We start from the raw sequence: 25,369 nt of genomic DNA, 5'->3' as shown, positions 1-25,369 counted from the left end.
TGGCAACGTTGCAGGTATGCGTATTCACGTGATGCCTACCAAGGCGTTCAAGACCTACGCCATCTCACTTTATGCCGGCGTCCCACTTAATGAGGATACGGTAACCCCTACAGCACTTGCTCCATTTGTGCTCCGCAGAGGTACCGCTTCTTATCCAGAGACTACTCAATTCCGCGAGCGTTTGGAGGAGCTGTATGGCGCTGGATTTGGTTTTGATATTTATAAAAGAGGCGATTATCAGATTGTTCAGTTTCGCATGGACACCATTAATGACTCCTTCGTGCAGAGTCAGGAGAGCTTGCTTGAACAATCCTTTGCTTTCCTAGGAGAAGTCCTGACCCGTCCGTTGGTGGAGGATGGAAGCTTCCGTTCCTCCTATGTTGCAACAGAGCGTGAAACAGTGCGCAAGAAGCTGGAATCTATCGTAAATGATAAGATTCGTTATGCTGCAGAACGCTGTATCGAAGAAATGTGCCGTAACGAGCCCTATCGTCTTCATCCACTGGGTCAAAGAGCGGATTTGGATCGGATTACTCCAAAAAGTTTGTACGAATCCTATAACTCATGGCTGGATGGAGCTATTTTGGATCTCTATGTAGTGGGAGATACGACTACTGAGGAAGTTGAAAAGCTTGTGCAGCATCACTTCGGACGCATTCAGTCGGAGGTGGGCTTATATAGCTCCAAGTTTGTCCCAGTATCCGTCAGCGAGGTACGGACGGTAGAGGAGAAGCTGGATGTCAGTCAGGGCAAGTTGAACATGGGTCTGCGCACATCAATTACGTACAAGGACGATACATATGCGTCCGCACTTATGTACAACGGAATATTAGGAGGGTATCCGCACTCCAAACTCTTCGTCAATGTACGGGAGAAGGCCAGTCTTGCATACTATGCTTCTTCACGCTATGACGGTCACAAGGGGATTGGAACGATACAATCAGGTATCGAAACGCAAAATTACAACAAAGCTGTTGAAATTATAGAGAAACAATTGGAAGAGATGAAAGCTGGCAATATCAGTGATCTGGAGTTAAGCCAGACCAAAGCCATGATCCGCAATCAGCTTTCCGAGATTCCGGATTCTGCTTTTGAGATGATCTCTTACGACTTCAACCGCCAGTTGTCAGGAAAAGAACGGACAGCGGATCAGCTGCTAGAAGAGGTGGAACAAATCGGTGCAGGGGAAGTAAAAGCTGCAGCGGAGACCTTTCAGCTGGATACGATTTATTTCTTGACAGGGAAGGAGGAATAGAGATGGAACAGATTCAATACGACAGACTTCAAGAGACCCTTTATCATGAGGTGATGGATAATGGGCTTCAGGTTTATGTATTGCCAAAACCAACATTCAAAAAAACTTACGCCACATTTGCAACTAAATATGGTTCTGTAGATAACCATTTTTATGTCGCAGGTGGAGAAGAGACCACTGTTCCTGATGGTATAGCTCACTTTTTGGAGCACAAAATGTTTGAAGAGCCAGAAGGCGATATTTTTGCCACTTTTGCCTCAAATGGAGCTTCAGCTAACGCCTTTACAAGTTTTGATCAGACGGTTTATCTTTTCTCGGCAACAGAGAACATAGAGACCAACCTTAGTACACTCGTTGATTTTGTACAACGACCTTATTTTACGGATGAAAATGTAGAAAAGGAAAAAGGGATCATTGGTCAAGAAATCAATATGTATGCAGATAATCCAGACTGGCGCGTGTACTTTGGCCTTATTGAGGCGATGTATTCGAAACATCCGGTTCGGATTGATATTGCCGGAACTATAGAGTCGATTAGTACGATTACGAAAGAAACACTGTACACTTGTTACAACTCTTTTTATCATCCCAGCAATATGCTGTTGTTCGTAGTGGGTGGTGTGGATCCGGAGAAGGTATTCTCCTTGATTCGCAGCAATCAGCAGGGGAAATCTTATGGTAAACAAGGTGAGATTAAGCGTATTTTTGAAGAGGAGCCGGAACAAGTCGCTACGAAGCGCTTAGAAAGCAAACTCGCTGTTTCGATGCCTAAGATTATGTTTGGATTTAAGGAAAAAGTTGATGGTCTTACAGGTGAAGCTGCGCTTAAGCGTGATCTCGCCACAAAGCTTATGCTTGATTTGCTGGTTGGCAGCAGCACAGCGTTGTACCAAAAACTCTATGATGAAGAACTGATCTCAGACAGCTTTGGCCATGAATTTAATAGTTCAGAACAATATGCTTTTTCAGCTATGGGTGGAGATACCAAAGACCCGGATTTGCTGCTAAAACGAATTAAAGAAGAAGTGGATCAGATCTTAAAGTCTGGCTTTGCTGATAAGGATTTCGAGCGGGCACGGAAAAAGAAAATAGGCGGATATTTGCGCATGCTGAACTCCCCTGAAAGTATCGCACATGAATTTACACGTTACCAATTCCGCGGTGGTGACCTGTTTGAAGTTCTGCCTATTTACGAATCGATTACTTTAGCTGAAGTGAATGAGCGTTTACATGCCCATGTAAATTGGGAGCAGCTCGCTGTTTCACTAGTGGTGAGTCCTTAAATGGCGCTTTTGGGAGAGAGCAACAAACCATTAGGAGAAATGACAGTTCTGGTGACAGGGGGCAGCGGGGGAATCGGTGGCGCCATTGCAGAACGGTTTGCTTCTGTAGGCATGAATATTGTTATTCACTACAAGCATTCACATGAAGCTGCTAATGATGTCGCTCGGCGTTGTATGGCCCTTGGAGCAAAGGTAATGACTGTAAATGCGGATATGAAGGATCGCAGTCAGATTGTACGAATGGCGGAGAAGCTTGAAAGTATTGGAATGCAGCCGGATATTCTTGTCAACAATGCCGGTAAATCTCATTATGGGATGCTGGCTGATGTGAGTGAAGAGGAATGGGACGATATTATGGCCATTAACTTGAAAGGTACCTTTATGTGCAGCCAGATTTTTATGCCGTACATGGTATCCCAGCGTTATGGTCGAATCATCAACGTTTCTTCCGTGTGGGGAATATCGGGAGCCTCTTGCGAGGTCGCTTATTCAGCCAGTAAAGGCGGAGTAAATGCTTTTACTAAGGCGTTAGCCAAGGAATTAGCACCTTCTGGCGTAACTGTGAACGCGGTAGCTCCAGGAGCGGTTAATACGAATATGTTGTCTAACCTACAGGAGGATGAGGTCCGGATGCTGGAGGATGAGATTCCGGCGGGACGTTTGGCTACACCGAACGAGATCTCCTCACTGATTTACTTTTTAGCACTGCCTGAATCCGGGTATATTACTGGGCAGATCATTAGCCCTAACGGTGGCTGGATTACGTAATGCTTAACTTGGAGAAAAGCTCCAGCATAAGAATCTATCGTCTGAGACATATTATAAGTGTTGTTTTTTAATCTCTCGTAAGGCGGCTTACAGCCTGTATGCAGGTGTTTGACCGTAAACATGAAGGAGGATTTAAGATGACACAAGACGATAGCGTAATCAAAAATTTTGACACCTGGAAGAAATTCCTAGGTAAACGGGTTGTACAGGCGGAGAAACTTGGGATGAGTCAAGACACAATCTCTAAGCTGGCTTTTGAAATCGGGGAATTCCTTGATGAAAAAGTGGATCCAGCAAACACTCAAAACCGTGCGATCAAAGAGCTATGGGATGTCGGCAACGATGAAGAAAAGCAAACGATTGCTAAACTCATGGTCAAGTTGGCGAAAGACAACGCCTAAGTTTGCGGAAAAGCTCCCCCTGTGGGAGCTTTTCTGCAATTATTACAGGACTGACCTTGCCTTTCATTTTTATTTTATATATCATTAACATGACCCGTGTAAAAGACCGCTTTGCCGGGGCAGCTTTTTTTGCTGTATTGGCAAAGGGTAGGGAAAAGGAATCTATGAGGTGTACAAGTGGAATATAAACAGTGGTATATGGAATACAAGATTCACAAGAACAGACCCGGTCTGCTTGGTGATATCGCTTCAATGTTAGGGATGCTGGAAGTTAACATTCTGACGATTAATGGAGTTGAAGGAAAAACTCGCGGAATGTTGCTGGAGACCAATGATGATGAGAAAATTATGCTGATGGGCGAAATGCTCAAAAAAGTTGATAATATTACAGTTTCAGCTCTGCGGTCTCCAAGGCTCGTGGACAAGCTGGCTGTACGCCATGGGCGATATATTGAACGGGATTCAGATGATCGGAAGACGTTTCGTTTCACCCGCGATGAGCTAGGTCTATTGGTTGATTTTCTCGGTGAACTGTTTAAAAAAGATGGGAATCAGGTTATAGGACTTCGTGGTATGCCCCGTGTAGGAAAGACGGAATCCATTATAGCTGGCAGTGTCTGTGCTATGAAACGCTGGACATTTGTCTCCTCCACATTATTGCGGCAGACGGTGCGCAGTCAATTGGCTGAAGATGAGATGAACCCACATAATGTATTTATAATTGATGGTATAGTTAGTACGATCCGCTCTAATGAGAAACATTATAATTTATTGCAAAATGTTATGAGCATGCCAAGCACAAAGGTTATTGAGCATCCAGATATTTTCGTACGCGAATCTGAGTATAGTTACGATGACTTTGATATTATTATTGAGCTGCGGAATAATCCAACGGAAGAAATCTTGTACGAGTCATTTACGACGAGCTACAGTGATGATTTATAGAACACAAACGATGAAGAATACACTTCCGAGCATGTTTTTTTATAAAGCTGGTTAAGGAAGTTTACATTCATAGAACTTACAGGAGGTGATGGTATGTCGGAACTGGGCCGGCAATTGAAAGAGGCACGTCTGCAAAAAGGGATGAGTCTTGACGATGTCCAGGAAGTAACAAAAATTCGCAAAAAGTATTTGGAAGCCATCGAGTCTGGAGACTACAAGGTGCTTCCAGGAAGTTTTTATGTGAGGGCGTTTATCAAAACGTATGCAGAAGCAGTAGGCATGAGTCCTGACGAACTGCTCGAGGAGCATGGGAACGTACCTGCACCACCCGCAGACACGACCATGGAGACGGTGATTCAAAAGCGCAGCCGTAGACCCGAAACCGAACGGAATGCAAAATGGCTGCCAACGGTGCTGATGTGGACATTCCCTATATTGATTATTGTGGTGATTTACATTTATGCTTCTAGTTTAAACAAAGCAGACCCTGATCAAGTTGATCAAACAAATATCACCAATAATGTGCAGGATCCTAATACAGCACAAACATCTCCACCCGCATCAGGAGGCGGTGTAGTAGCGCCTACTTCCTCGGCAGGTGCAGAAGCAACTACTGAGCCAACTACGGAGCCTACGCCAACACCGACACCAACGCCGTCTCCTCAATCGATCACGGTTACACCAGATGGGAAGTCAGGCAAAACAACGAAATTTAAGGTTACAGCTCCTGCCGGAAGCGAAGTTAAGGTTGAGATTGTTGCTACTGGAGAGAGCTGGCTTGAAGTTTATAAAGGCGAAAACTCTAAAGGTGAAAAACTCTCCTTCGGAACTACAGGAGCTGGAGATCATCTGAGCTTCGTTCTTGGTAGTGAGGGCATGTATATTAAGTCTGGATATTCCCCAGCAACTGAGATTACCGTAAATGGTCAAGTAATCACGGATGAGAAGACGTCCTCACGTCTCCTGCTTAATCTTGATGACGGTTCTGGAAGTGAAGGTACCCAAAGTGAAGGGACAGGCGAATAACAAATAGGATGTATAGACTTTGGCTTTAGGGAGAACATAAGACTGTTTTCAGTTTTAGCCAAAGTGAGGTGTACATCTTATGACAGTTAGCTGGATTGTAGCTGGCCTTGGGGTTGTTGTCAGTCTCATCGGATACTATTTGACACCAGGTGCTTGGGGATACGGAATTCTCGGATTCGGTATTGCACATATTGTGCTAGGAATTCTGGATATGTTTCGTAATCCGGTCCGAAGCAGATAGAAGCTGTAGAAATGAACGTCTCCAACGGCGTACTTCCGGTGGAGACGTGTTTCTACCCTTTGAACCAAACTCACTCGAAGGAAAAGCTCCACTTAGTGGGGCTGTTTTCTATGTCGGGTGAGCTACATAATGATTTATCCAAAATTAGACTTAATAGTACCATTCTCTTATAATAGTAGCAGACTAATTGTATAAAGGACGTGGAGTTTAATGAGTTCAGAATGTTCATTTGATATTGTATCCAAAATGGATATGCAGGAGTTAACGAATGCTATTCACCAAACAGAGAAAGAGATCGACAACCGCTTTGATTTTAAGAACAGCAAAAGCAGTCTGAAGCTGGAGAAAGATGCACTTATTATCGCCTCTGAAGACGAATATAAGCTCAACGCTGTTATTGATATTTTACAATCAAAGATGGTGAAAAGAGGCATTACCCTAAAGAATCTGGATTTCGGTAAAGTAGAACCGGCTTCCCTGGGATCTGTACGTCAACGTTTAGGGCTTAAGCAAGGCATTGATCAGGAGAATGCGAAAAAGATTAATATTCTGATTCGTGATTCAAAATTAAAGGTGAAGAGCCAGATCCAAGGGGATCAAATTCGTGTGACCGGTAAGAGCCGCGACGATTTGCAGCAGATTATTCAGATCTTGCGTAAAGCTGATTTGCCGCTGGATCTACAATTCATGAACATGAAATAGAATTTTGTGCCCCGCAGTGCTTATTAGCACTAACAACGCGGGGTGCTTTCTGTTTTTTTGACACCTATTTATTGCTATAATATACTTGCTTAAGTAGAAATGGATTAGCCTGATTTAGGCAATTTGTATGAACGATTTAGGGGAGGAAAACTTCAGTGAATTTGCCCAACCGCATCACGCTAGCTCGTATTTGCCTGATCCCGATTATGATGTTTTTTTTACTGGTGGATTTCAGTTTTTATCCAGAACCGATACATTGGGGCTCGTTTCAGCTATCTGTTAATCATTTGGTAGCAGCTGTAATCTTTTTGCTTGCGGCCAGCACGGATGGAATAGACGGCTACATTGCTAGGAAATATAATATGGTCACCAATCTCGGTAAACTCCTTGATCCACTTGCGGACAAACTGCTGGTATCTGCAGTTCTGATTTCACTTGTGGAGCTGGGCAGATGCGATTCATGGATTGCTATTGTAATCATCAGTCGTGAGTTTGCAGTCACCGGACTTCGCCAGATTGCATTGCTAGAGGGAAAAGTGGTTGCCGCCAGCAAATGGGGCAAGATAAAGACGGTTGTACAAATTGTTGCGATCTCACTGCTGTTGTTGAATAATTTCCCATTTCAATTTGTCAGTATTCCTGTAGACGATATTGCTATTTGGGCCGCAGCGCTGATCACTATTTATTCTGGAATTGATTATTTTGTGAAGAATAAGGATCTGCTACAGCTGCATAATGCGTAAGCATGTAAGCTGGATATACAAGGAAAGGTAATAGGTGAAGCACCTATTACCTTTTTTGAAATCCAAAAGCAGTGTACCTACATTATAACGAGGAGGCGAAAGCCAGGTATGAAAGCGGAGATTATTGCAGTAGGGACAGAGCTTTTGCTCGGTCAAATCGTGAATAGTAATGCCCAGTTTTTGTCTATAGAGCTAGCTGCCATCGGGATCGATGTATACTTTCAAACCGTTGTCGGTGATAACAGCAGCCGCCTGCAGCAAGCCATCGAGATCGCTCAGAGTCGGGCCGACGTTATTATCTTTACGGGCGGAATTGGCCCCACTGAGGATGATCTGACTAAAGATGCACTGGCTGCATCGCTAGGTAGAATGCTCCATATTGATCGTTTGGCGATGGATCATGTACAACGTTTCTTTGATGATCGTAAGATCGTTATGACCGAAAATAACCGCAAACAGGCACTTATAATTGAAGGAACTACACCGTTGCCGAATGAAATCGGTCTTGCGGTTGGGATTGCTTTTGAGCATGAGAAGAAATATTATATTGTGCTTCCAGGTCCACCTCGTGAGATGAAACCGATGTTCGTAGATAAAGCAGTACCGTGGCTACAGCAGCACGCCTTGACGAACGAAACACCGCTTTATTCAAAAATGCTCAAATTTGCCGGCATCGGAGAATCACTGCTGGAGGACAAGCTCATCGAACTGATTCACAGTCAGACGGATCCAACGATTGCTCCGTATGCCAAAGAGGGAGAGGTAACTGTTCGTATTTCGACAAAGGCCCCTTCTGAGCATGAAGCTACAAAAAAGCTGGAGATACTGGAACAACAAATCAAGGAGATTTTGCCGGAACATTTGTATGCGAACATTGATGTGCCGCTGGAGCAATTGATTGTGGATTGGATGGCGGATGCCGGCCTGACCTTAAGTGCGGCAGAGAGCTGCACCGGAGGTTTGCTGATGGAGAGCATAACAAATATTCCAGGCAGTGCATCGATGTTTGCCGGCGGAATCGTCTGCTATTCGAATGACTTAAAGAAAAAGCTACTGAATGTGCCAAGTGCTTATTTGGAGGGACCCAATGCTCCTGGAGCCGTAAGTCGAGAAGTTGCCGAGGTGTTGGCTGACCAAGTGAGAATGATTGCAGACAGCGATTTCGGCTTATCTGTTACGGGTGTGGCTGGACCGGGTTATTCTGAGCGCAAGCCTGTTGGACTTGTATTTATCGGCTTGGCTGAACGGGGACGTAAGACAGAGGTCTATGAGCTTAATCTTAAAGGTACACGGGAAAATATCCGGTTGCGTACTGTAAAGGCTCTGCTGTATCGTCTGTGGCGGAGACTTGAGGAACGCAAGGTGGAGACACCTCTTGAGGGTTCAGACTTGTAATGGGAGATTAGCCCAGTTATAATAAACACATACGGAAGAACCGTGGCACTGAGATTTCTTTGCTGCGGTTTTTTGTATATTTGCAGAGATTTTGATCACGATGGCTACTCATGATCATAAGTCGTTGATGTCCGGTGAAGTGGGGAATTTAACTAACTTCTATCTCCGGAGGGAGGCTTACAATAAAAGGGATAAATAACGCCCAAGACAAAAAAAACGAATGTATGTTCGAAAAAAAGCTTGGCAAGACCTTAAAAACACGTTATTATATTACTATAAACAGTGAAGGAAGTGGTCTGATTGTCAGATCGTCGTGCAGCGCTTGATATGGCGCTTCGTCAAATAGAAAAACAATTTGGTAAAGGTTCGGTAATGAAACTGGGAGAATCCACGCATATGCAAGTGGAAGTTGTACCTAGCGGATCTTTGGCACTTGATATTGCGTTAGGTATAGGCGGACTTCCAAAGGGACGTATTATTGAAGTATATGGACCGGAATCTTCAGGTAAAACAACAGTTGCTCTTCATGCTATTGCAGAAGTGCAAAGACAAGGCGGACAAGCTGCATTTATCGATGCCGAGCATGCGCTTGATCCGAAATATGCACGTAACTTGGGCGTAAATATCGATGAATTGCTGCTTTCTCAGCCAGACACGGGTGAACAAGCGCTGGAAATCGCCGAAGCACTTGTTCGTAGTGGAGCCGTTGATATTATTGTCGTTGACTCCGTTGCTGCTTTGGTACCTAAGGCTGAAATTGAAGGCGATATGGGTGATTCCCACGTCGGATTGCAGGCTCGCTTGATGTCTCAAGCACTTCGTAAGCTTTCTGGTGCCATTAGCAAATCCAATACGATCGCTATCTTTATCAACCAGCTTCGTGAGAAGATCGGTGTTATGTTCGGTAACCCTGAGACAACTCCGGGTGGTCGTGCATTGAAATTCTACTCTTCTGTACGTTTAGATGTACGTCGCGTAGAGAGCATCAAGATGGGGAACGATGTGGTTGGTAACCGTACTAAGATCAAGATTGTGAAGAATAAAGTAGCTCCTCCATTTAAACAGGCTGATGTTGATATCATGTACGGTGAAGGGATTTCCAAAGAGGGAAGTCTTGTAGATATCGGTACTGAAATGGATATCGTGAATAAGAGTGGTGCATGGTATTCCTACGAAGGCGAGCGTCTCGGTCAAGGTCGTGAGAATGCTAAACAGTTTTTGAAGGAACATCAGGATATAGCCCTTATTATTGAGAATAAGATCCGTGAAGCAAGTAATTTATCCACTATTGTTGCTGCGCCGAAGAATGAAGATATTATTGCAGAGCAAGAAGAAGAAGAGAAATTGCTTCTCGAAATCGAATAGTATATTAAGCAATAGGACGCCCTGTGATTGATTGTTGCAGGGTGTCTTTTCTTAACAAGTAATGAAAGTAAGACGATAACCGATCTATTGCTATGAGGTGACAAACAACTATGGTAATACAACTGGATTTTGAAGCAGAAGAACAAGATGAGCAGGTGTTATCTGATTTTCCTGAAGGAGAACTCTTAGAGATCACTAAAGTAGAACGTCAAAAGAAATCTGACCACCGTTATATCATACATTTCGGAGCATATAACATGACTGTGCACGAGGACGTCATGATTAAATATCGAATGATTACTGGTAATTCTTTTATGAAGGCTGATTTGTTGGAAATTGTTGTAGCTGATGAGCGTCAACGAGCTTATGTAGAAGGCCTCCGTTATCTAGAACGTAAACCACGCACCGCTATGGAAATGACTCGCCGTTTACGCCAGAAGGAAATAGGAGAGACTATTATTGCGGAAGTGGTGCAGCGGCTGCAGGAGGAAAGACTTCTTGATGACCCTTTATATGCTAAGCAATGGGCAGAGCAACGAATAGCGAACCAGCGGAAAGGGAAGATGTGGATTCGACAAGAGCTACGTGAGAAAGGGATTGACAAAACCCTTATATCGGAAGCTTTGGAGAATATTACTCCTGAACAAGAGCTGGAGAGCGCACTCGAAACTGGGCGCAAGAAATGGAATCTCATCCGTGGAGAAGCTTCAGATAAGCGAAGAAAGACTGGAGCCTTCCTTATGCGCCGTGGATTTTCGGGCGATATGGTTCGCCAAGTGATCAATACTTTACTTGCGGAAGACAATTATGAAGGTGAAGATGAGGAGTTTTACTAGAATCACTGATTCTCTTGACATTAATGCGTATATCGACTCTCTTGACAATGTCTTTTTATAAATAATAAAATATAACATGAATCGGCATAAAATTAGAATCCTTTTTCCTTCCCAAAAAGGAGACTGTTTTAAACGGTTCACGTACAACTCATATGAAATGTAATCGCCGGATAAGGCGGGCAGTGTGCATGTGCAGCATGTGCAGTATGGCAATCGGTTGTTTACCGGTTTTTTGTATGGTGATGAACGGATAGTTAAACAACTGCACAATTCCCAGGGATATACCTTGGAGAGGAACCAACGAGGAGGTGAACAGATGCTGGAATCATGGATCTGGGTCATTATCGTTCTCGTTGTAGCTGCAATATTCTTTGGGTTCGGTTATTTTATTCGTAAATCCCTTGCAGAAGCTAAAATCCAAAGCGCAGAAAGAGAAGCCGTTGTCATCGTTGAGAATGCGAAGAAGGACGCTGAGGCGCTGAAGAAAGAAACAGTATTGGAAGCTAAGGACGAAGTCCATAGAATCCGTACTGAAGCTGAGAAAGAAACTCGTGAACGTCGGAATGAAATCCAACGGCAAGAGAGACGTTTGCTGCAAAAGGAAGAATCTCTGGATAAAAAAATGGAATCGCTTGAAAGAAAAGAAGAACAAGTAGCTAACAAAGAGAAACGAATTGATGAAACCCAACAGCAAATTGATGTTATTTACAAAAACCAAGTCACTGAATTGGAACGTATCTCCAATTTAAGCATCGAAGATGCAAGAAGTATCATTCTTAGCAATGTTGAGCAAGAAGTTCGCCATGAAACGGCACAAATGATCAAAGAAATTGAACAGCAGGCGAAAGAAGAAGCGGATAAGAAATCCCGTGAAATCATCACACTCGCTATCCAACGCTGTGCAGCTGATCACGTAGCGGAAACAACGGTTTCAGTTGTTACGTTGCCGAATGAAGAGATGAAAGGTCGGATTATCGGTCGTGAAGGCCGTAATATTCGTGCTTTGGAAACTCTTACAGGTATCGACCTCATTATTGATGATACGCCGGAAGCAGTTATTTTGTCAGGATTTGATCCAATCCGCCGTGAAGTGGCCCGTACGGCACTTGAGAAATTGGTGGCTGATGGACGTATTCACCCCGCTCGTATTGAAGAGATGGTGGAGAAATCCCGCAAAGAAGTGGACGAACGGATTCGGGAATATGGTGAACAAGCTACTTTCGAAGTGGGCGTTCACGGTTTGCATCCAGATTTGATCAAGATTCTGGGGCGTCTGAAATTCCGTACAAGCTATGGTCAAAATGTATTGAAGCACTCCATGGAGGTTGCTTATTTAACAGGACTGATGGCCGGTGAGCTTGGGGAAGACATCGTGCTTGCAAAACGTGCAGGATTACTCCATGATATCGGCAAAGCGCTGGATCATGAAGTGGAAGGTTCGCATGTTGAGATCGGCGTTGAACTAGCGAAGAAATATAAAGAACATCCGGTTGTTATCAACAGTATCGCATCTCATCATGGAGACTGCGAAGCTACCTCGGTTATTGCTATGTTGGTTGGTGCCGCTGACGCATTGTCGGCTGCTAGACCTGGTGCTCGCCGTGAAACACTGGAAACGTATATTAAACGTCTAGAGAAACTGGAAGAAATCTCAGAGTCATTCGAAGGCGTTGAGAAATCATTTGCTATTCAAGCGGGCCGTGAGGTGCGCGTGATGGTACAGCCAGAGAAGATTGACGATGCAGAGGCATTCCGTCTTGCTCGCGATATTACGAAGATGATTGAAAGTGAACTGGATTATCCAGGACATATCAAGGTTACCGTTATTCGTGAGACACGGGCTGTTGAATACGCTAAATAGGCAATAAGTAGATAACATACGCTTCGGAAATAACGATATTTATGATCGTTTCCTGGTACATGTTTCTGCTAGGAATATAAGGTTAAAGGATAAGATATAACTTATACTTTCTTATATTTGATGAAAATTGGCCCCTAAGCGGGGCCTTTTTTCTTTTAAATATGAAGACTTATCCGCTAGATGAAGAGGTTAAGATTAGGAGGAGAGAAACATTAAAGTACTATTCATTGGAGATATCGTAGGTAGTGTAGGCAGGAAGGCACTTCGGGAGATGTTGCCCTCATTAAAAAGCAAATATCAACCACATATAATTATAGTTAACGGTGAAAATTCTGCTGCCGGTAGAGGTATTACCAAAGCGATCGCAAATGAATTTTTTAACTGGGGCGTTCACGGAATCACCATGGGCAATCACACATGGGACAACAAGGATATCTTCGAGTTTATTGACGATGAGGCCCGGATTATCCGTCCTGCTAATTTTCCTCCAGGAACACCGGGAAGAGGATATACAGTTGTTAAAGGTAACGGCAAAGAGCTGGCTATAGTTAACCTGCAAGGCCGCACATTTTTGCCTGCGATTGATTGTCCTTTCCGTGTGGGTGAAGAAATTGTGGAAGAGCTACGTCGAGATCATAAATGCATTCTCGTTGATTTCCATGCAGAGGTTACCTCTGAGAAAATCGCCATGGGCTATTTCATGGATGGTCGCGCATCTATTGTAGTAGGGACCCATACTCACGTTCAGACAAATGATGATGTGATTTTGCCGGGTGGAACGGCTTACTTGACCGATGCGGGCATGGTTGGTTCAAGCGAAGGGATTTTGGGTATGGAAAGAGATGCAGTACTTTATAAGTTCACTACACAGCTTCCAGCACGATTTGTTGTTGATGAAGGCAAATGGCAGCTTCACGGTTTATTTGCAGAATTAGACGAGAATACTGGCGCGGCTACCCGTCTGGAGAAAATACGGCTACGTGAAGATGAATGGGTAATGAGCTAGTAGTAGGATAAGATAAGTGATTTTCCGGGTAATTTCGCCGAATAAGGGTAAAGTGTGATATTTATTATATCGAAAAAGAGTATCTATTGTACCATTTTCTCCAGAGTAGTCCGCAAAAAGAAGGAATTATTTCTTCTCTCGCGAATAACATCTAAAGTAGTGGAAGAACACCATTATTTTCCCAGGGGAGGTACTTACTATGGATGTATTAAAAGTATCAGCTAAATCCAATCCAAATTCCGTCGCCGGCGCTTTAGCAGGTGTTCTTCGTGAACGTGGATCGGCCGAACTACAAGCTATTGGAGCTGGAGCACTGAATCAAGCAGTCAAAGCAGTTGCCATTGCCCGGGGATTTGTTGCACCAAGCGGAGTAGATTTGATCTGCATTCCGGCATTTACAGACATTGTGATTGATGGAGAGGATCGAACCGCGATTAAATTGATTGTAGAACCCAGATAATAGAAGCATAGAACGGATGAACCTGTTTACTTATGTAAACAGGTTTTTTGCTTTTGATATATAGTCTGGCGTTTTTAAGCATAGAATCTGGAATAGGGCTGCATGAAAGCGAGGGCTTGGGATGAGAACCGATAAGCTACAGGTTGCGGATTTTCATTGTGATGTTCTGAGTAAAATGCAAGCATCACCGGATATGGATTTTAAGAATGATCCTCGGCTGGATGTTACCGGAGATCGGCTGGTAGCGGGCGGTGTGGAATTGCAGATTTTTGCAATATATCTTTCGGCAAGTAGAGGTAGACCTAGCTTTGAGAATGTTTTAGGACAAATTGATTTGTTCCGGCAAAAAATAATAGGCGCAGAGAGCCTTCAGTGGCTGCGTTGGAAGGAGGAGGTAGGAAAACGAACAGCTGGAGCATCTCCATGGGGAATGCTCTCTCTGGAGGGTGTAGACGGTCTAGAAGGGAACTTGTTTTATGCAGAGCTCTGCTATGAGCTTGGCGTGCGGTTTTTGGGGATCACTTGGAATTATGCCAATTGGGCAGCGGACGGTGTACTGGAGCAGCGCAACGGCGGATTTACGGAAAAAGGGCGCAAGCTGATCGAATGGTGCAACGACAGCGGAATGCTGCTTGATGTGTCGCATTTGTCTCAGGCAGGTTTTTGGGAGCTAGCCGACTTAAGCACACGTCCGTTTATAGCTTCCCACTCGAACGCCGCAACAATCTGTGGGCATGTTAGAAATTTAAATGATGAACAGATTAAAGCTTTGATTGCAATGGACGGAAGAATGGGCCTGACCTTTTATCCGTGGTTTGTATGTGATGATGGAAAAGCTCGTATGGATGATTTGTTAAAGCATATTGATCATGTATGTAGTCTAGGTGGCGAAAAGCATATGATGTTTGGTTCGGATTTTGACGGCATTGACACTTGGGTAGAGAATATGGAGCATCCGGGGAAATACCCTGAGCTTGCGGAGCACCTGCTACGTTACTATTCAGAAGCTTCCGTAAAAGGTTGGTTATATGAGAATGCGGTCTCCTACTTGCGCACAAACTTACCTTCTCAGGTGTCTAAATCATGACAATCCTGTTCTAAAAGTATGAATTGTCGAAAAAAAGGCCCTCGTTATGACGTGGGGCTTTTTATTTTTGGTTAAGAAGATGTATAATGGTTAATGGCTTGTACAGATACTAGAGAAAATACAAGGAGTGACTTTACTATGAGTAAGACTGTACCCGTAGGTGTGTCGGCTAGACATATTCACCTTACGCAAGAGCATGTGGAGGCTTTGTTTGGCCCAGGATATCAACTAACGGAGTTCAAACCCCTCTCTCAACCAGGACAGTTTGCAGCAAATGAGCAAGTAGCAGTTATCGGCAGCAAAGGTAAATTTGACAAAGTAAGAATTTTGGGACCTGCTCGTCCGGCTTCCCAATTAGAAATTTCCCGTACTGACTCCTTCGCACTTGGCGTGAAAGCTCCAGTTCGCGAATCTGGAAATATTGATGGAACACCTGGCATTACGCTTAAAGGACCTGCTGGCGAAGTAGAATTGGAACAAGGCGTTATCATCGCCGCTCGTCACATTCACTTCCATACTTCTGAAGCTGAAGCTTGGGGCATTGCTGATAAGCAATTGCTTAAAGTTCGTCTCGGAGGCGACCGTGGTCTCGTATTGGAGAACGTAATTGCACGCGTATCAGACAGCTTTAAACTGGATATGCATATTGACACTGACGAAGCTAACGCTGCAGGTGCCAACAACGGCGATACTGCTGAAATCGTAGAATAGTCATCATAGTTATAGCAAAGATAAGAAGCGGGGGAGAAATCCTCCGCTTTTTTTGCGTGTCTGATCGGCGCGCTGTAAAGATTGTGTGGTTGATCTGCGAGCTGTAAGGATTGTGTGTCTGATCGGCGTGCTGTAAGGATTGTGTGGTTTACCCGACGGCTTGTACTTATCGGACTCTGTTGCAGCTATTTCAGCATTTTGATCTATTTTGCCAAGGTTTCGGACTGCATAGCTCTTATTGCTTTATATTTGTACTGATTTGGGCTTCGAAGGTGTGAATAACTGCATTTGAGTCCGATAGCGTGTCCAAAATCCATGAATCCTCATAATAAGGGCGTCTGAGTCCGATGGCTCAGCAGGCTCAACAGGCTCAACAGGCTCAACAGGCTCAACAGGCTCAACAGTCTCAACAGTCTCAACAGACTCAGCAGTCTCAACAGTCTCAACAGTCTCAACAGGATCAACAAAAGATACGCCGCAGGATAAATTGAAGAGGAGTATTTTACGGTTAGTAAAAAATTTCTGTAAGAGCAGAACGGATAGTATCCTGAAATGGATTTTTAATGAAAATTGGTGTGATGATAAAGAAAATCTATTATTATGTAACTTATTGTGTTATGATTATGGTTTATGACGCGACAAAAGGATTTATTGTTAAGAATATATGTATTAGAAATTAAGGAGACCCAATGACATTTAATGAACTGAATATTGTGCCTGCAATTTTGAAGGCTTTAAGCAAAGAAAACTATACATCACCTACACCAATACAGGAGCAGTCGATTCCAGCTGTATTAGCGGGTAGAGATTTACTTGGATGCGCGCAAACGGGAACAGGAAAAACAGCTGCATTTTCCGTGCCTATTATTCAATTGCTAAGCGAACAATCGAGCCCAAACAAATCCAATAATGTGCGACGCATCCGCTCGTTGATTTTAACACCGACAAGAGAACTAGCGATTCAAATTGCTGATAACATAAAAGCGTATAGCCAATATACAGATATCCGCTCTGCTGCCATTGTTGGCGGTGTGTCACAGAAAGTGCAAGAGCGCGCACTGAATCAAGGTGCCGATATTCTTATTGCTACCCCTGGTAGACTTATCGACCTGATCAATCAGAAACGTGTAGATCTGCAATATGTACAAATTTTAGTTCTGGATGAAGCTGACCGGATGCTGGATATGGGCTTTATTCATGATGTGAAACGAATCATCGCCAAAATGCCTACGAAGAAGCAGACTCTGTTTTTCTCGGCAACGATGCCAACTGAGATTTCTAAATTGATCAAAACATTGCTTGTGAATCCAGTGAAGGTGGAAATCACACCTGTGTCATCTACTGCGGATAGAATCAATCAATCGATCTATTTATTAGAGAACGGAAATAAGCAAAACCAATTGAACCTGCTGTTACAGGATAAATCCATCGTCTCAGCTTTGGTGTTTACTCGTACCAAACGTGGTGCAGACCGTGTTACCCGCGATCTGGCTAAAGTGAACATTGCTGCTCAAGCCATACACGGCAATAAATCTCAAAATGATCGCCAGAACGCCTTGCGGAATTTTAAAAGCGGTGCGACTCGTGTTCTCGTAGCTACGGATATAGCTGCCCGGGGAATTGATATTGATGAGCTGTCTCACGTAATCAACTTCAACTTACCGAACATTCCGGAAACCTATGTGCACCGGATCGGTCGTACAGGCAGAGCGGGATTGAGCGGAACGGCAATTTCTTTTTGCGAAGCTGAAGAGCTTCCTTTCCTTAAAGATATTGAAAAATTGATTGGAAAATCGATTCCGGAAGTTAAGGACCATCCTTATCCGATGTCTCGTAAAACGCAAATGAAGACAGATCGTTCGGCGAAACCGTCAGGTTCGAAAGCAGCAGCTTCGAGACCATCGTCTTCCAGACCGTCGAATTCCAAACCAGCAACTGCTAAACCTGCGGCAACAAAACCGGCAGCAACAAAATCAGCGGCATCTAAACCAGCTAAAGCAAAACCTAAGTCTAACCCTCCATTGAAGCCAAAGTCCGAGTGGTTCACAAAAGGAAGACAAAAAACGAGCAGCAGATAAGTTAGTTTGAATGCGTATCGTTTCTATAGCAAAATAAAAAAACCGTCAGAGTAAATCTGATGGTTTTTATGTTTTATTTCCTGATAATTTACAACAAAAAACAGCCGCTAAACAGTTCCTCACTGTACAACGGCTGTTGTTATTTCATTTATGCGGTTGCTTCAATTGTATTGTCCTGAACATAGGGGCTCAGTTCTTGCTGAAGTCCTGCGCTGATGGAAGTCATAGGGAGGCGAAGCGTATCCGAGGACAGTAGGCCGTTTTGGCTAAGCATCCATTTAATTGGAGCGGGATTCGATTCCTTGAATAATAGGCGGATGATCGGCAGTAGTTGTTCAAAGCTTTCTTTAGCGAAGTCCACTTGACCAGATGTAAAGGCTTCAAAGATACGAAGACATTCTGCCGGGAAAACGTTGGCAGTAGCGAGCATCCCCCCAGCTGCTCCGCAGCTAAGCATTTCATAAAAGAGGGAATCATCGCCGCCAAGCACAGGTTTAGCACCTGTACGGACTAACTCTGTAACCATTTTTGTACTGCCTGAGCAGTCTTTTAAACCGACAACATTATTCATTTCTAAGATTGTACGTGCAGTATCTACCGTCATGGCCGTACCTGTACGACTTGGAATATCATAAGCCATGATTGGTATGCCTACTTCTGCAGCTTTGCGGAAATGGGCAATGATACCCTCTTGTGAAGGACGACTATAATAAGGTACGACTACTAGTGCACAATCAGCACCAAGGTTTGCAGCAATTTCCGTGCGTGCAACCGTAGAGGCTGTATCATTGGTACCTGTACCAACTATTAAGGGGATTGATGTGGATTGTAGAAGCTCACGGGAAGTGTTTACTAGAAGCTGCATTTCATTTACGGTTACAGTGGGCGATTCTCCGGTGGTTCCATTAACGACCAGACCTTGTATGCTGTTGTTAATAATGTTCTTTACATAACGCTGATACGAATCCAAATCAACTTCACCAGCAGCATTGAACGGGGTGACCACGGGGACATAAACTCCATAAATCTGTTGTTCTGTAAGCATAAATTATCGGCCTCCAAAATATTTTAATTCCTCTACATACACTTTACCATGGAAAGTAGCATCGTCGTTAGCTATAATAAATGATATGGATCATCAAAAATATTGATGTTAGGGTGAGGTAATGGATTTAACCTATTTACGAACCTTCCGCGAGGTGGCTAAACGTCAGAGCTTTACGCGAGCTGCTGAAGAATTGGGATATGCACAATCAAGTGTGACGATGCAGATTCAGAAGATAGAGAAGGAATATGGAGTACCTTTAATAGAGAGGCATGGCCGTCAGCTGCGGCTTACCCCGCCAGGAGAAGAGTTATTGAAGCTGTTCGTGGAGATTTTGGATTTATATGATCGTTCAAAAGAAACCATCGCCCAGCAAATCGGAGGTACGCTAACTATTGGGACGATAGATTCTTTAGCGGCTTTTTATTTACCTCCTTACCTACAGCAGCTAAGGACTAAATTTCCGAAGCTGGATATTCATCTGCAAACGATGCAGGAAGCTAATCTTCTTGCCAAAATAAAAGATGGCGAAGTAGATCTAGGCTTAATGTTGGATCGCACCACTGCGGATTCCATCCTTGAGCGTACGATCGTCAGAGATGAGCCGCTTGTTTTGATAGCTCCCATTCATCATCCGCTTGCCCAGATGGATACGGTAACCCTACAGGATCTGAATAACTGTGAGCTAATAGTCTCGGAGGAAAGCTGTATTTACCGGAGTTTGTTCGAGAATTTGTTAAAAGAGCACGGGATCATATTCCGCATAGGTTTTGAGCTTTCGAATCTGGAGGCCATTAAACGTTGTGTAATGAATGGTCTTGGAATTGCTTTGTTACCCAAAATCGTGGCAGAGGAAGAAATTGAACGGGGAAGCTTGGCTGAGCTGTCCTTTGTTCATCCCGAAATTCATTTTGATCTGCAGCTTCTGATGCACCCTAAGAAGTGGAAATCACAACCACTGCAATTTCTAATCCAAATGCTGTTTGCAAATCATTAGTTTATTTCCATCAGGGTCTTTTACTACAAACCATTTTTGATCTTGAATTTCGGTTACTATATCTACACCGAGCTCCTTTATATAGTTGAAAGAGGCTTGCAGATCATCGGTTATAAGCATAAGAGCAGGTGTTGTAATTGGAGGAGCCCCTTCAGGATCTAAACCTCCCCACATGGGCATGGTGTCCAGAATGATCCCAGTGCTTCCTTGCATAGTTAACGGACATAAATGACCGTTTATAATCGAATGATCTGCTTCTTGGAGTTCTAGGACTTGGCAATACCAGTTACGGGCTTTTTCAATATCGTGTACGGGGATAAATACACTGCCAATCAAATTCTTAATGGGACTTGTTGCTGAAGAATTTACAATGGACTGTGCTTGTTCATTCATTTGAATCCCTCCAGAGAAGATGCTAGACCTTTATTTGTAATTTATGTATCTAATCTATTTAAAACATAGAATCATCCTATGTGCAAGTTGAATGTTATTTATCGATCAAATCCTAAATTTGTATGCAAAATACAGCTTTATTTAATGAAAGTCGCTGTAAATATTGACATTGAAAATCAGTTTATGTTATATAAAAAGAAGAATTAGCACTCATCTAAGAAGAGTGCTAATCACGATGTGCTGGACAAGAAGGTTATTTTGAAAGGAGATTTATTTATTCATGGCCAAAAAAGAGTTTAAAGCCGAATCGAAAAGATTGCTGGAAATGATGATTAACTCCATTTATACACAACGGGAAATATTCCTGCGTGAGCTGATTTCCAATGCAAGTGATGCGATTGATAAGATCTATTACAAAGCATTAGCTGATGAAGGCCTGGTCTTCAATAAAGAGGATTATTATATTAAAGTGACCGCCGATAAGGCGAACAGAACCTTGACGATTTCCGATACAGGTATCGGGATGACACAAGAGGAGCTGGAGAATAACTTAGGTACAATCGCGAAGAGTGGATCTCTTGCTTTTAAGAAAGAGAACGAAGCTAAAGATGGCCACAACATCATCGGGCAGTTCGGGGTGGGCTTCTACGCTGCGTTTATGGTGGCTGATGACGTTATAGTGATCAGCAAGGCATTAGGCAGTGACGAGGCCTTTAAATGGGAGTCTAAGGGCGCTGACGGCTATACCATCGAGACTGTCGAGAAGGATTCTATCGGCACTGATGTGATTTTGAAGATTAAAGAGAATACGGAAGAAGATCAATATGATGAATATTTGGAAGAATACCGCCTGAAATCCATCATTAAAAAATACTCCGACTTCATTCGTTTCCCAATTAAAATGGACGTGAAGGAGCAAAAGCCAAAAGAAGGCACGGAGAACGAGTTCGAAGAAGTTATTCAAGAACAAACCGTAAACAGCATGGTGCCTATCTGGCGCAAGAACAAAAGCGAGCTGACTACAGAAGACTATGATAACTTCTATGCAGAGAAACGTTACGGCTTCGATAAGCCGCTTAAACATATTCATATCAGTGCTGATGGTGCTGTAGTGTACAATGCAATCCTGTTCATTCCAGAAAATACGCCGTTTGACTATTACACAAAGGAATATGAAAAAGGTCTTGAGCTCTATTCCAATGGTGTGCTGATCATGAACAAATGTGCGGATCTGCTGCCTGATTACTTCAGCTTTGTAAAAGGTATGGTGGACTCAGAGGATCTTTCCTTGAACATTTCCAGAGAGATGCTCCAGCATGACCGTCAGCTGACTCTGATCGCTAAGAACATTAAGAATAAAGTGAAAAGCCAACTGCAAAGCCTGCTGAAGGATGAAAGAGAGAAATATGAGCAGTTCTATAATGCTTTTGGCAGACAGCTTAAGTTTGGTGTCTATAACGATTATGGGATGCACAAAGACACCCTTCAAGATTTGTTGATGTTCTACTCCTCTAAGGAGAAGAAGCTGGTTACGCTGGACGAATACGTCTCAAGAATGCCAGAAGATCAGAAATATATCTACTATGCTTCCGGAGAGTCGATCGACAGAATCGAGAAGCTCCCGCAAACCGAGCTTGTATCGGATAAAGGGTATGAAATTCTCTACTTCACTGATGATATTGATGAATTTGCGATCAAGATGATTCAGTCTTATAAGGAAAAAGAATTTAAATCCGTATCCAGCGGAGATCTGGGGATCGAAGCCGACGAAGCGGACAAGCCAACGGAAGCGGAAGAGAACGAAAACAAGGAGCTTTTTGAAGCGATGAAGGACATCCTGTCCGGCAAAGTGAAAAATGTCAAAGCTTCCAAACGTTTAAAGACTCATCCGGTATGTCTCTCTGCTGAAGGTGAACTGACAATCGAGATGGAAAAAATCCTGAAATCGATGCCGAATGGCCAAGAGGTGCAAGCGGATAAGGTACTCGAAATCAACATCCATCACGAAGTGTTCCAGTCCTTGAAGGCGGCAGCAGAGAACGACAATGAAAAGCTCGGTTTATACACGAACCTGCTGTACAACCAAGCCCTGTTGATCGAAGGTCTACAGGTTAGTGATCCTGTTCAATTCACCAATGATATTTGCAAAATCATGAAATAATATGAAGTACAGAGACCATCCAATTGTATTATGATTGGGTGGTCTTTTTTATTTCAGTATTTCATTTTGTTGTGCGAAAAAGGTAGTAATCAATTTCAGAGTCATTATTTGTGCAACCGCTGATCGAATAGATAATTTCACCTTGTGTGCTTTTTTTACTCGTCACTTCGGAGCAGGTATCGGTTCTGACTCCTGTGTTGCTTCCACCGAATGCATCATTAGAAGTATCATAGCTGTAATTAATCACGTTACCGTCAAATTTTAAATCCTTAAATATGGGATCGCCTTCATCTGTGTAACTTGTAACGCGTATATTGTCTGCTTTGTTGCTGGAGAGATTAGTTATAAATTTCTCGAATTTATCGAGGTTGTACACTTTTTCAAAAGAAACAATATCCCCTCTACTGATGGCTTCTTTGGAAGTATAGGGTTCACTTTTGGGAACAGAATTAACTTTATGATCGGAACAACCCCATACTCCTGCTAGTAAAAGAACAGATAGTGTAAGCAAATTTACTTTTTTCACTGAGGGACCTCCTTGTAACGTATTTATATAAAAGACGGAGATTAACTGGAAAAGTTACAGAGAGCTTGATGTTTCGCATTGACAATAAACAACAAATTGAGTATTATTTTCTCTAACTTGAATATGTAAAAGCAAAGAAGAGAAAGAGTACCACGGCAATTCTTTCAACAGAGAGCTCCGGTCGCTGAAAAGGAGTAAAGAAAACCCTTGGGAATATGGTCTCAGAGCTGCGCATCGAAACCTTATGGGTTGTAGGCTGCGCCGGAACCTGCATCCGTTACAGTGCTAGGGTATAAACGTTAATTAACGTCGTACCTGAAGAGGTAAATGTCATGAGGCATTTATAAAATTAGGTGGTAACACGTGAGTAGAACTCTCGTCCTTTGTGGATGGGAGTTTTTTTGTTGTCTAAAAAAAGGAGGAGAAGGTTAATGAGTAATGTGTTTATAGGTGGCGCTTGGCCGTATGCGAATGGATCTTTACATCTGGGGAGATTATCAAGTGTGTTGCCTGGGGATGTGCTGGCACGATATTTTCGCTCCAAAGGGGATAACGTATTATATGTATCAGGCAGTGATTGCCATGGCACACCCGTAGCAGTTCAGGCTGCGAATGAAGGGATTACGCCGGGAGCTTTTGCAAGCAGATATCATGAAGAGTTTCTGAAGTGTTTTGAACAGCTGGGATTTAGTTATGATCTATATACTCGAACGGATCAACAGCAGCATCATAAGGTTGTGCAAGCGTTGTTTACAAAGCTGCTAGAGAACGGTCATTTATATAAAAAAACCATTGCTCAATGTTACTGCGAGGTGGATCAGCGCTTTTTGCCAGACAGATATGTGGAAGGGACTTGTCCGGTATGTGGTGAGCGGGCGCGAGGGGATCAATGTGATTATTGTTCTACGATTCTAGATCCTGCCGATTTGTTAGACAGAGTCTGCAAATTATGTGGGAATACACCAACAGAAAGGCCGACAGAACATTATTATCTTAGCTTATCTAATTTTCAGTCTGAATTAACGGAATATGTAGAGGAAGCACAATTTTGGAGAGAAAATGCTATAAAACTGACCAAACGTTATTTACAAGAAGAGCTGCAGGACCGCGCGGTAACAAGAGACTTGTCTTGGGGTGTAGATGTTCCTGTGGCTGGATTTGAAGATAAAAAAATTTATGTTTGGATTGAGGCGGTAAGTGGTTATTTATCAGCCAGTAAGCAGTGGGCTGCACAGTCCGGAGGAAGCTGGGAGGATTTTTGGTTAGAGGAAAAAGGGGCGATTACCGCTTATTATGTGCATGGTAAAGACAATATTCCTTTTCACACTTTAATATGGCCGGCTGTGTTATTAGGAGCAGGAGGTTTGCATTTACCGGACAGGATTATATCTAGCGAATATTTAACCCTTGAAGGGCAGAAATTCTCCACTAGCCGAAATTGGGCGGTCTGGGTACCTGATATTTTAGAGCGGTATCAGCCAGATTCTATTCGTTATTTCTTAATTGCCAATGGACCTGAGAAGCGGGACACGGATTTTTCCTGGAGAGAGTTTATTTATAGCCATAATGGAGAGCTGCTTGGAGCATTTGGTAACTTTGTGAACCGTTCATTGGCTTTTGTAGATAAGTTTTATGAAGGGAAAGTGCCAAATGGGCAATTAGATAAGGGGTGGAAGGACAATATCGACCTATTGTATCTGGAATCAGGACGGCTTATTGAGGCTGGGAATCTAAAAGATGCGCTGGAGTTTATTTTTTCTTATGTGCGCAAGGCAAACCAGTATTTCGATCTGCAAAAACCATGGATACAGATAAAAGAGGATCAGGTTTCTTGTGATTCTGCAATATACACATGTGTGCAGATTATTGCGAACTTAGCGAATTTGTTGCATCCGTTTCTACCGTTCTCTTGTGACAAGATCAGGGGGTTCCTGTCGTTAGAACTACCGAATTGGCAGCCTTGCTCGGTGCCCCCTTACCAACAGGTTACTGATTTACAATTATTGTTTGAACGAATTGATATTAGCCGTATTAAAGAAGAAGAGGATAGGCTAGATCAACAGCAAGTGAATAAATAGAGCTGG

General features: G+C 43.2%; 24 protein-coding genes and 1 other annotated feature. Of the genes, 21 read left to right on the top strand and 3 right to left on the bottom strand.

Annotated elements, in window-relative coordinates:
* Positions 1 to 16 precede the first annotated feature (16 nt).
* The 18 genes from yfmF to NYE58_RS22445 all read left to right on the top strand — a co-directional run bounded on the left by yfmF (position 17) and on the right by NYE58_RS22445 (position 18,163).
* Positions 17 to 1,255 carry an EF-P 5-aminopentanol modification-associated protein YfmF gene (gene yfmF, locus NYE58_RS22530; RefSeq protein ID WP_254848801.1) on the top strand — a complete coding sequence of 413 codons (1,239 nt, stop codon included), beginning with the start codon at positions 17 to 19 and terminating at the stop codon, positions 1,253 to 1,255.
* Between the two features lie 2 nt (positions 1,256 to 1,257).
* Positions 1,258 to 2,538 (top strand): EF-P 5-aminopentanol modification-associated protein YfmH, encoded by a 1,281-nt coding sequence (yfmH, locus tag NYE58_RS22525; RefSeq protein ID WP_076276221.1) that lies wholly within the window; start codon positions 1,258 to 1,260, stop codon positions 2,536 to 2,538.
* Positions 2,539 to 3,306: an elongation factor P 5-aminopentanone reductase gene (gene ymfI / locus NYE58_RS22520; protein WP_076218615.1), complete on the top strand. Its 768-nt coding sequence runs from the start codon at positions 2,539 to 2,541 to the stop codon at positions 3,304 to 3,306.
* 137 nt (positions 3,307 to 3,443) lie between these two features.
* On the top strand, positions 3,444 to 3,707 hold the full coding sequence (locus NYE58_RS22515) for a DUF3243 domain-containing protein (protein ID WP_036688409.1): 264 nt from the start codon (positions 3,444 to 3,446) through the stop codon (positions 3,705 to 3,707).
* 177 nt (positions 3,708 to 3,884) lie between these two features.
* Entirely contained in the window at positions 3,885 to 4,652 is a 768-nt protein-coding gene (locus NYE58_RS22510; protein ID WP_036688406.1) for a DUF3388 domain-containing protein, read from the top strand.
* Between the two features lie 93 nt (positions 4,653 to 4,745).
* Positions 4,746 to 5,678 carry a helix-turn-helix domain-containing protein gene (locus tag NYE58_RS22505; protein ID WP_076276222.1) on the top strand — a complete coding sequence of 311 codons (933 nt, stop codon included), beginning with the start codon at positions 4,746 to 4,748 and terminating at the stop codon, positions 5,676 to 5,678.
* Between the two features lie 79 nt (positions 5,679 to 5,757).
* Complete coding sequence (locus NYE58_RS22500; protein ID WP_169744781.1) at positions 5,758 to 5,919, top strand: hypothetical protein; 162 nt, start codon at positions 5,758 to 5,760, stop codon at positions 5,917 to 5,919.
* 210 nt (positions 5,920 to 6,129) lie between these two features.
* A complete protein-coding gene (locus NYE58_RS22495) occupies positions 6,130 to 6,621 on the top strand; it encodes a YajQ family cyclic di-GMP-binding protein (protein WP_076127877.1) in 492 nt (163 codons plus the stop codon).
* 155 nt (positions 6,622 to 6,776) lie between these two features.
* Positions 6,777 to 7,364 carry a CDP-diacylglycerol--glycerol-3-phosphate 3-phosphatidyltransferase gene (gene pgsA, locus NYE58_RS22490; protein ID WP_036688397.1) on the top strand — a complete coding sequence of 196 codons (588 nt, stop codon included), beginning with the start codon at positions 6,777 to 6,779 and terminating at the stop codon, positions 7,362 to 7,364.
* 108 nt (positions 7,365 to 7,472) lie between these two features.
* A complete protein-coding gene (locus tag NYE58_RS22485) occupies positions 7,473 to 8,759 on the top strand; it encodes a competence/damage-inducible protein A (RefSeq protein WP_341003077.1) in 1,287 nt (428 codons plus the stop codon).
* Positions 8,760 to 9,059: 300 nt separating this feature from the next.
* Positions 9,060 to 10,124 (top strand): recombinase RecA, encoded by a 1,065-nt coding sequence (gene recA / locus NYE58_RS22480; RefSeq protein ID WP_076127879.1) that lies wholly within the window; start codon positions 9,060 to 9,062, stop codon positions 10,122 to 10,124.
* A gap of 110 nt (positions 10,125 to 10,234) precedes the next feature.
* Positions 10,235 to 10,960 (top strand): regulatory protein RecX, encoded by a 726-nt coding sequence (locus NYE58_RS22475; protein ID WP_076182595.1) that lies wholly within the window; start codon positions 10,235 to 10,237, stop codon positions 10,958 to 10,960.
* Positions 10,961 to 11,276: 316 nt separating this feature from the next.
* Positions 11,277 to 12,821 carry a ribonuclease Y gene (gene rny, locus NYE58_RS22470; RefSeq protein WP_370510565.1) on the top strand — a complete coding sequence of 515 codons (1,545 nt, stop codon included), beginning with the start codon at positions 11,277 to 11,279 and terminating at the stop codon, positions 12,819 to 12,821.
* A gap of 211 nt (positions 12,822 to 13,032) precedes the next feature.
* Positions 13,033 to 13,827, top strand: a complete 795-nt coding sequence (locus NYE58_RS22465; protein WP_076100408.1) for a TIGR00282 family metallophosphoesterase — start codon at positions 13,033 to 13,035, stop codon at positions 13,825 to 13,827.
* A gap of 199 nt (positions 13,828 to 14,026) precedes the next feature.
* Positions 14,027 to 14,287, top strand: a complete 261-nt coding sequence (locus tag NYE58_RS22460; RefSeq protein ID WP_019910496.1) for a stage V sporulation protein S — start codon at positions 14,027 to 14,029, stop codon at positions 14,285 to 14,287.
* Positions 14,288 to 14,408: 121 nt separating this feature from the next.
* Entirely contained in the window at positions 14,409 to 15,374 is a 966-nt protein-coding gene (locus NYE58_RS22455) for a dipeptidase (RefSeq protein ID WP_076276225.1), read from the top strand.
* Positions 15,375 to 15,512: 138 nt separating this feature from the next.
* A complete protein-coding gene (gene pduL / locus NYE58_RS22450) occupies positions 15,513 to 16,085 on the top strand; it encodes a phosphate propanoyltransferase (RefSeq protein ID WP_036688383.1) in 573 nt (190 codons plus the stop codon).
* Positions 16,086 to 16,774: 689 nt separating this feature from the next.
* Positions 16,775 to 18,163, top strand: coding sequence for a DEAD/DEAH box helicase (locus NYE58_RS22445; protein ID WP_081383205.1), 1,389 nt, complete (start codon positions 16,775 to 16,777; stop codon positions 18,161 to 18,163).
* 148 nt (positions 18,164 to 18,311) lie between these two features.
* On the opposite strand, the gene dapA is transcribed toward NYE58_RS22445, so the two are convergent.
* The gene (gene dapA, locus NYE58_RS22440; protein ID WP_076218618.1) at positions 18,312 to 19,208 is read right to left on the bottom strand and encodes a 4-hydroxy-tetrahydrodipicolinate synthase; all 897 of its coding nucleotides are present in this window, start codon (positions 19,206 to 19,208) and stop codon (positions 18,312 to 18,314) included.
* Positions 19,209 to 19,329: 121 nt separating this feature from the next.
* On the opposite strand from dapA, the gene NYE58_RS22435 reads away from it, so the two are divergent.
* A complete protein-coding gene (locus tag NYE58_RS22435; RefSeq protein WP_076127886.1) occupies positions 19,330 to 20,205 on the top strand; it encodes a LysR family transcriptional regulator in 876 nt (291 codons plus the stop codon).
* Here NYE58_RS22435 and NYE58_RS22430 read toward each other — a convergent pair.
* Positions 20,176 to 20,598, bottom strand: coding sequence for a VOC family protein (locus NYE58_RS22430; RefSeq protein WP_341003075.1), 423 nt, complete (start codon positions 20,596 to 20,598; stop codon positions 20,176 to 20,178). The two genes, NYE58_RS22435 and NYE58_RS22430, sit on opposite strands and share 30 nt — an antisense overlap.
* Positions 20,599 to 20,878: 280 nt before the next feature.
* Here NYE58_RS22430 and htpG point away from each other — a divergent pair, with 280 nt between their 5' ends.
* Positions 20,879 to 22,759, top strand: coding sequence for a molecular chaperone HtpG (htpG, locus tag NYE58_RS22425; protein ID WP_076276227.1), 1,881 nt, complete (start codon positions 20,879 to 20,881; stop codon positions 22,757 to 22,759).
* 61 nt (positions 22,760 to 22,820) lie between these two features.
* Here htpG and NYE58_RS22420 read toward each other — a convergent pair whose 3' ends face one another.
* Positions 22,821 to 23,285, bottom strand: a complete 465-nt coding sequence (locus NYE58_RS22420) for a DUF4362 domain-containing protein (RefSeq protein ID WP_076276228.1) — start codon at positions 23,283 to 23,285, stop codon at positions 22,821 to 22,823.
* Positions 23,286 to 23,410: 125 nt separating this feature from the next.
* Positions 23,411 to 23,672, top strand: a binding site (T-box leader).
* A 44-nt stretch (positions 23,673 to 23,716) separates the two neighbouring features.
* Here NYE58_RS22420 and metG point away from each other — a divergent pair.
* Positions 23,717 to 25,363 carry a methionine--tRNA ligase gene (gene metG / locus NYE58_RS22415; RefSeq protein WP_076190930.1) on the top strand — a complete coding sequence of 549 codons (1,647 nt, stop codon included), beginning with the start codon at positions 23,717 to 23,719 and terminating at the stop codon, positions 25,361 to 25,363.
* Positions 25,364 to 25,369 lie beyond the last annotated feature (6 nt).

Source organism: Paenibacillus sp. FSL L8-0708, assembly GCF_038009325.1.
Classification (GTDB): domain Bacteria; phylum Bacillota; class Bacilli; order Paenibacillales; family Paenibacillaceae; genus Paenibacillus_AQ; species Paenibacillus_AQ odorifer.
Note: the sequence above shows the minus strand (reverse complement) of the source record. Positions and strands in the feature narration are given on the sequence as shown.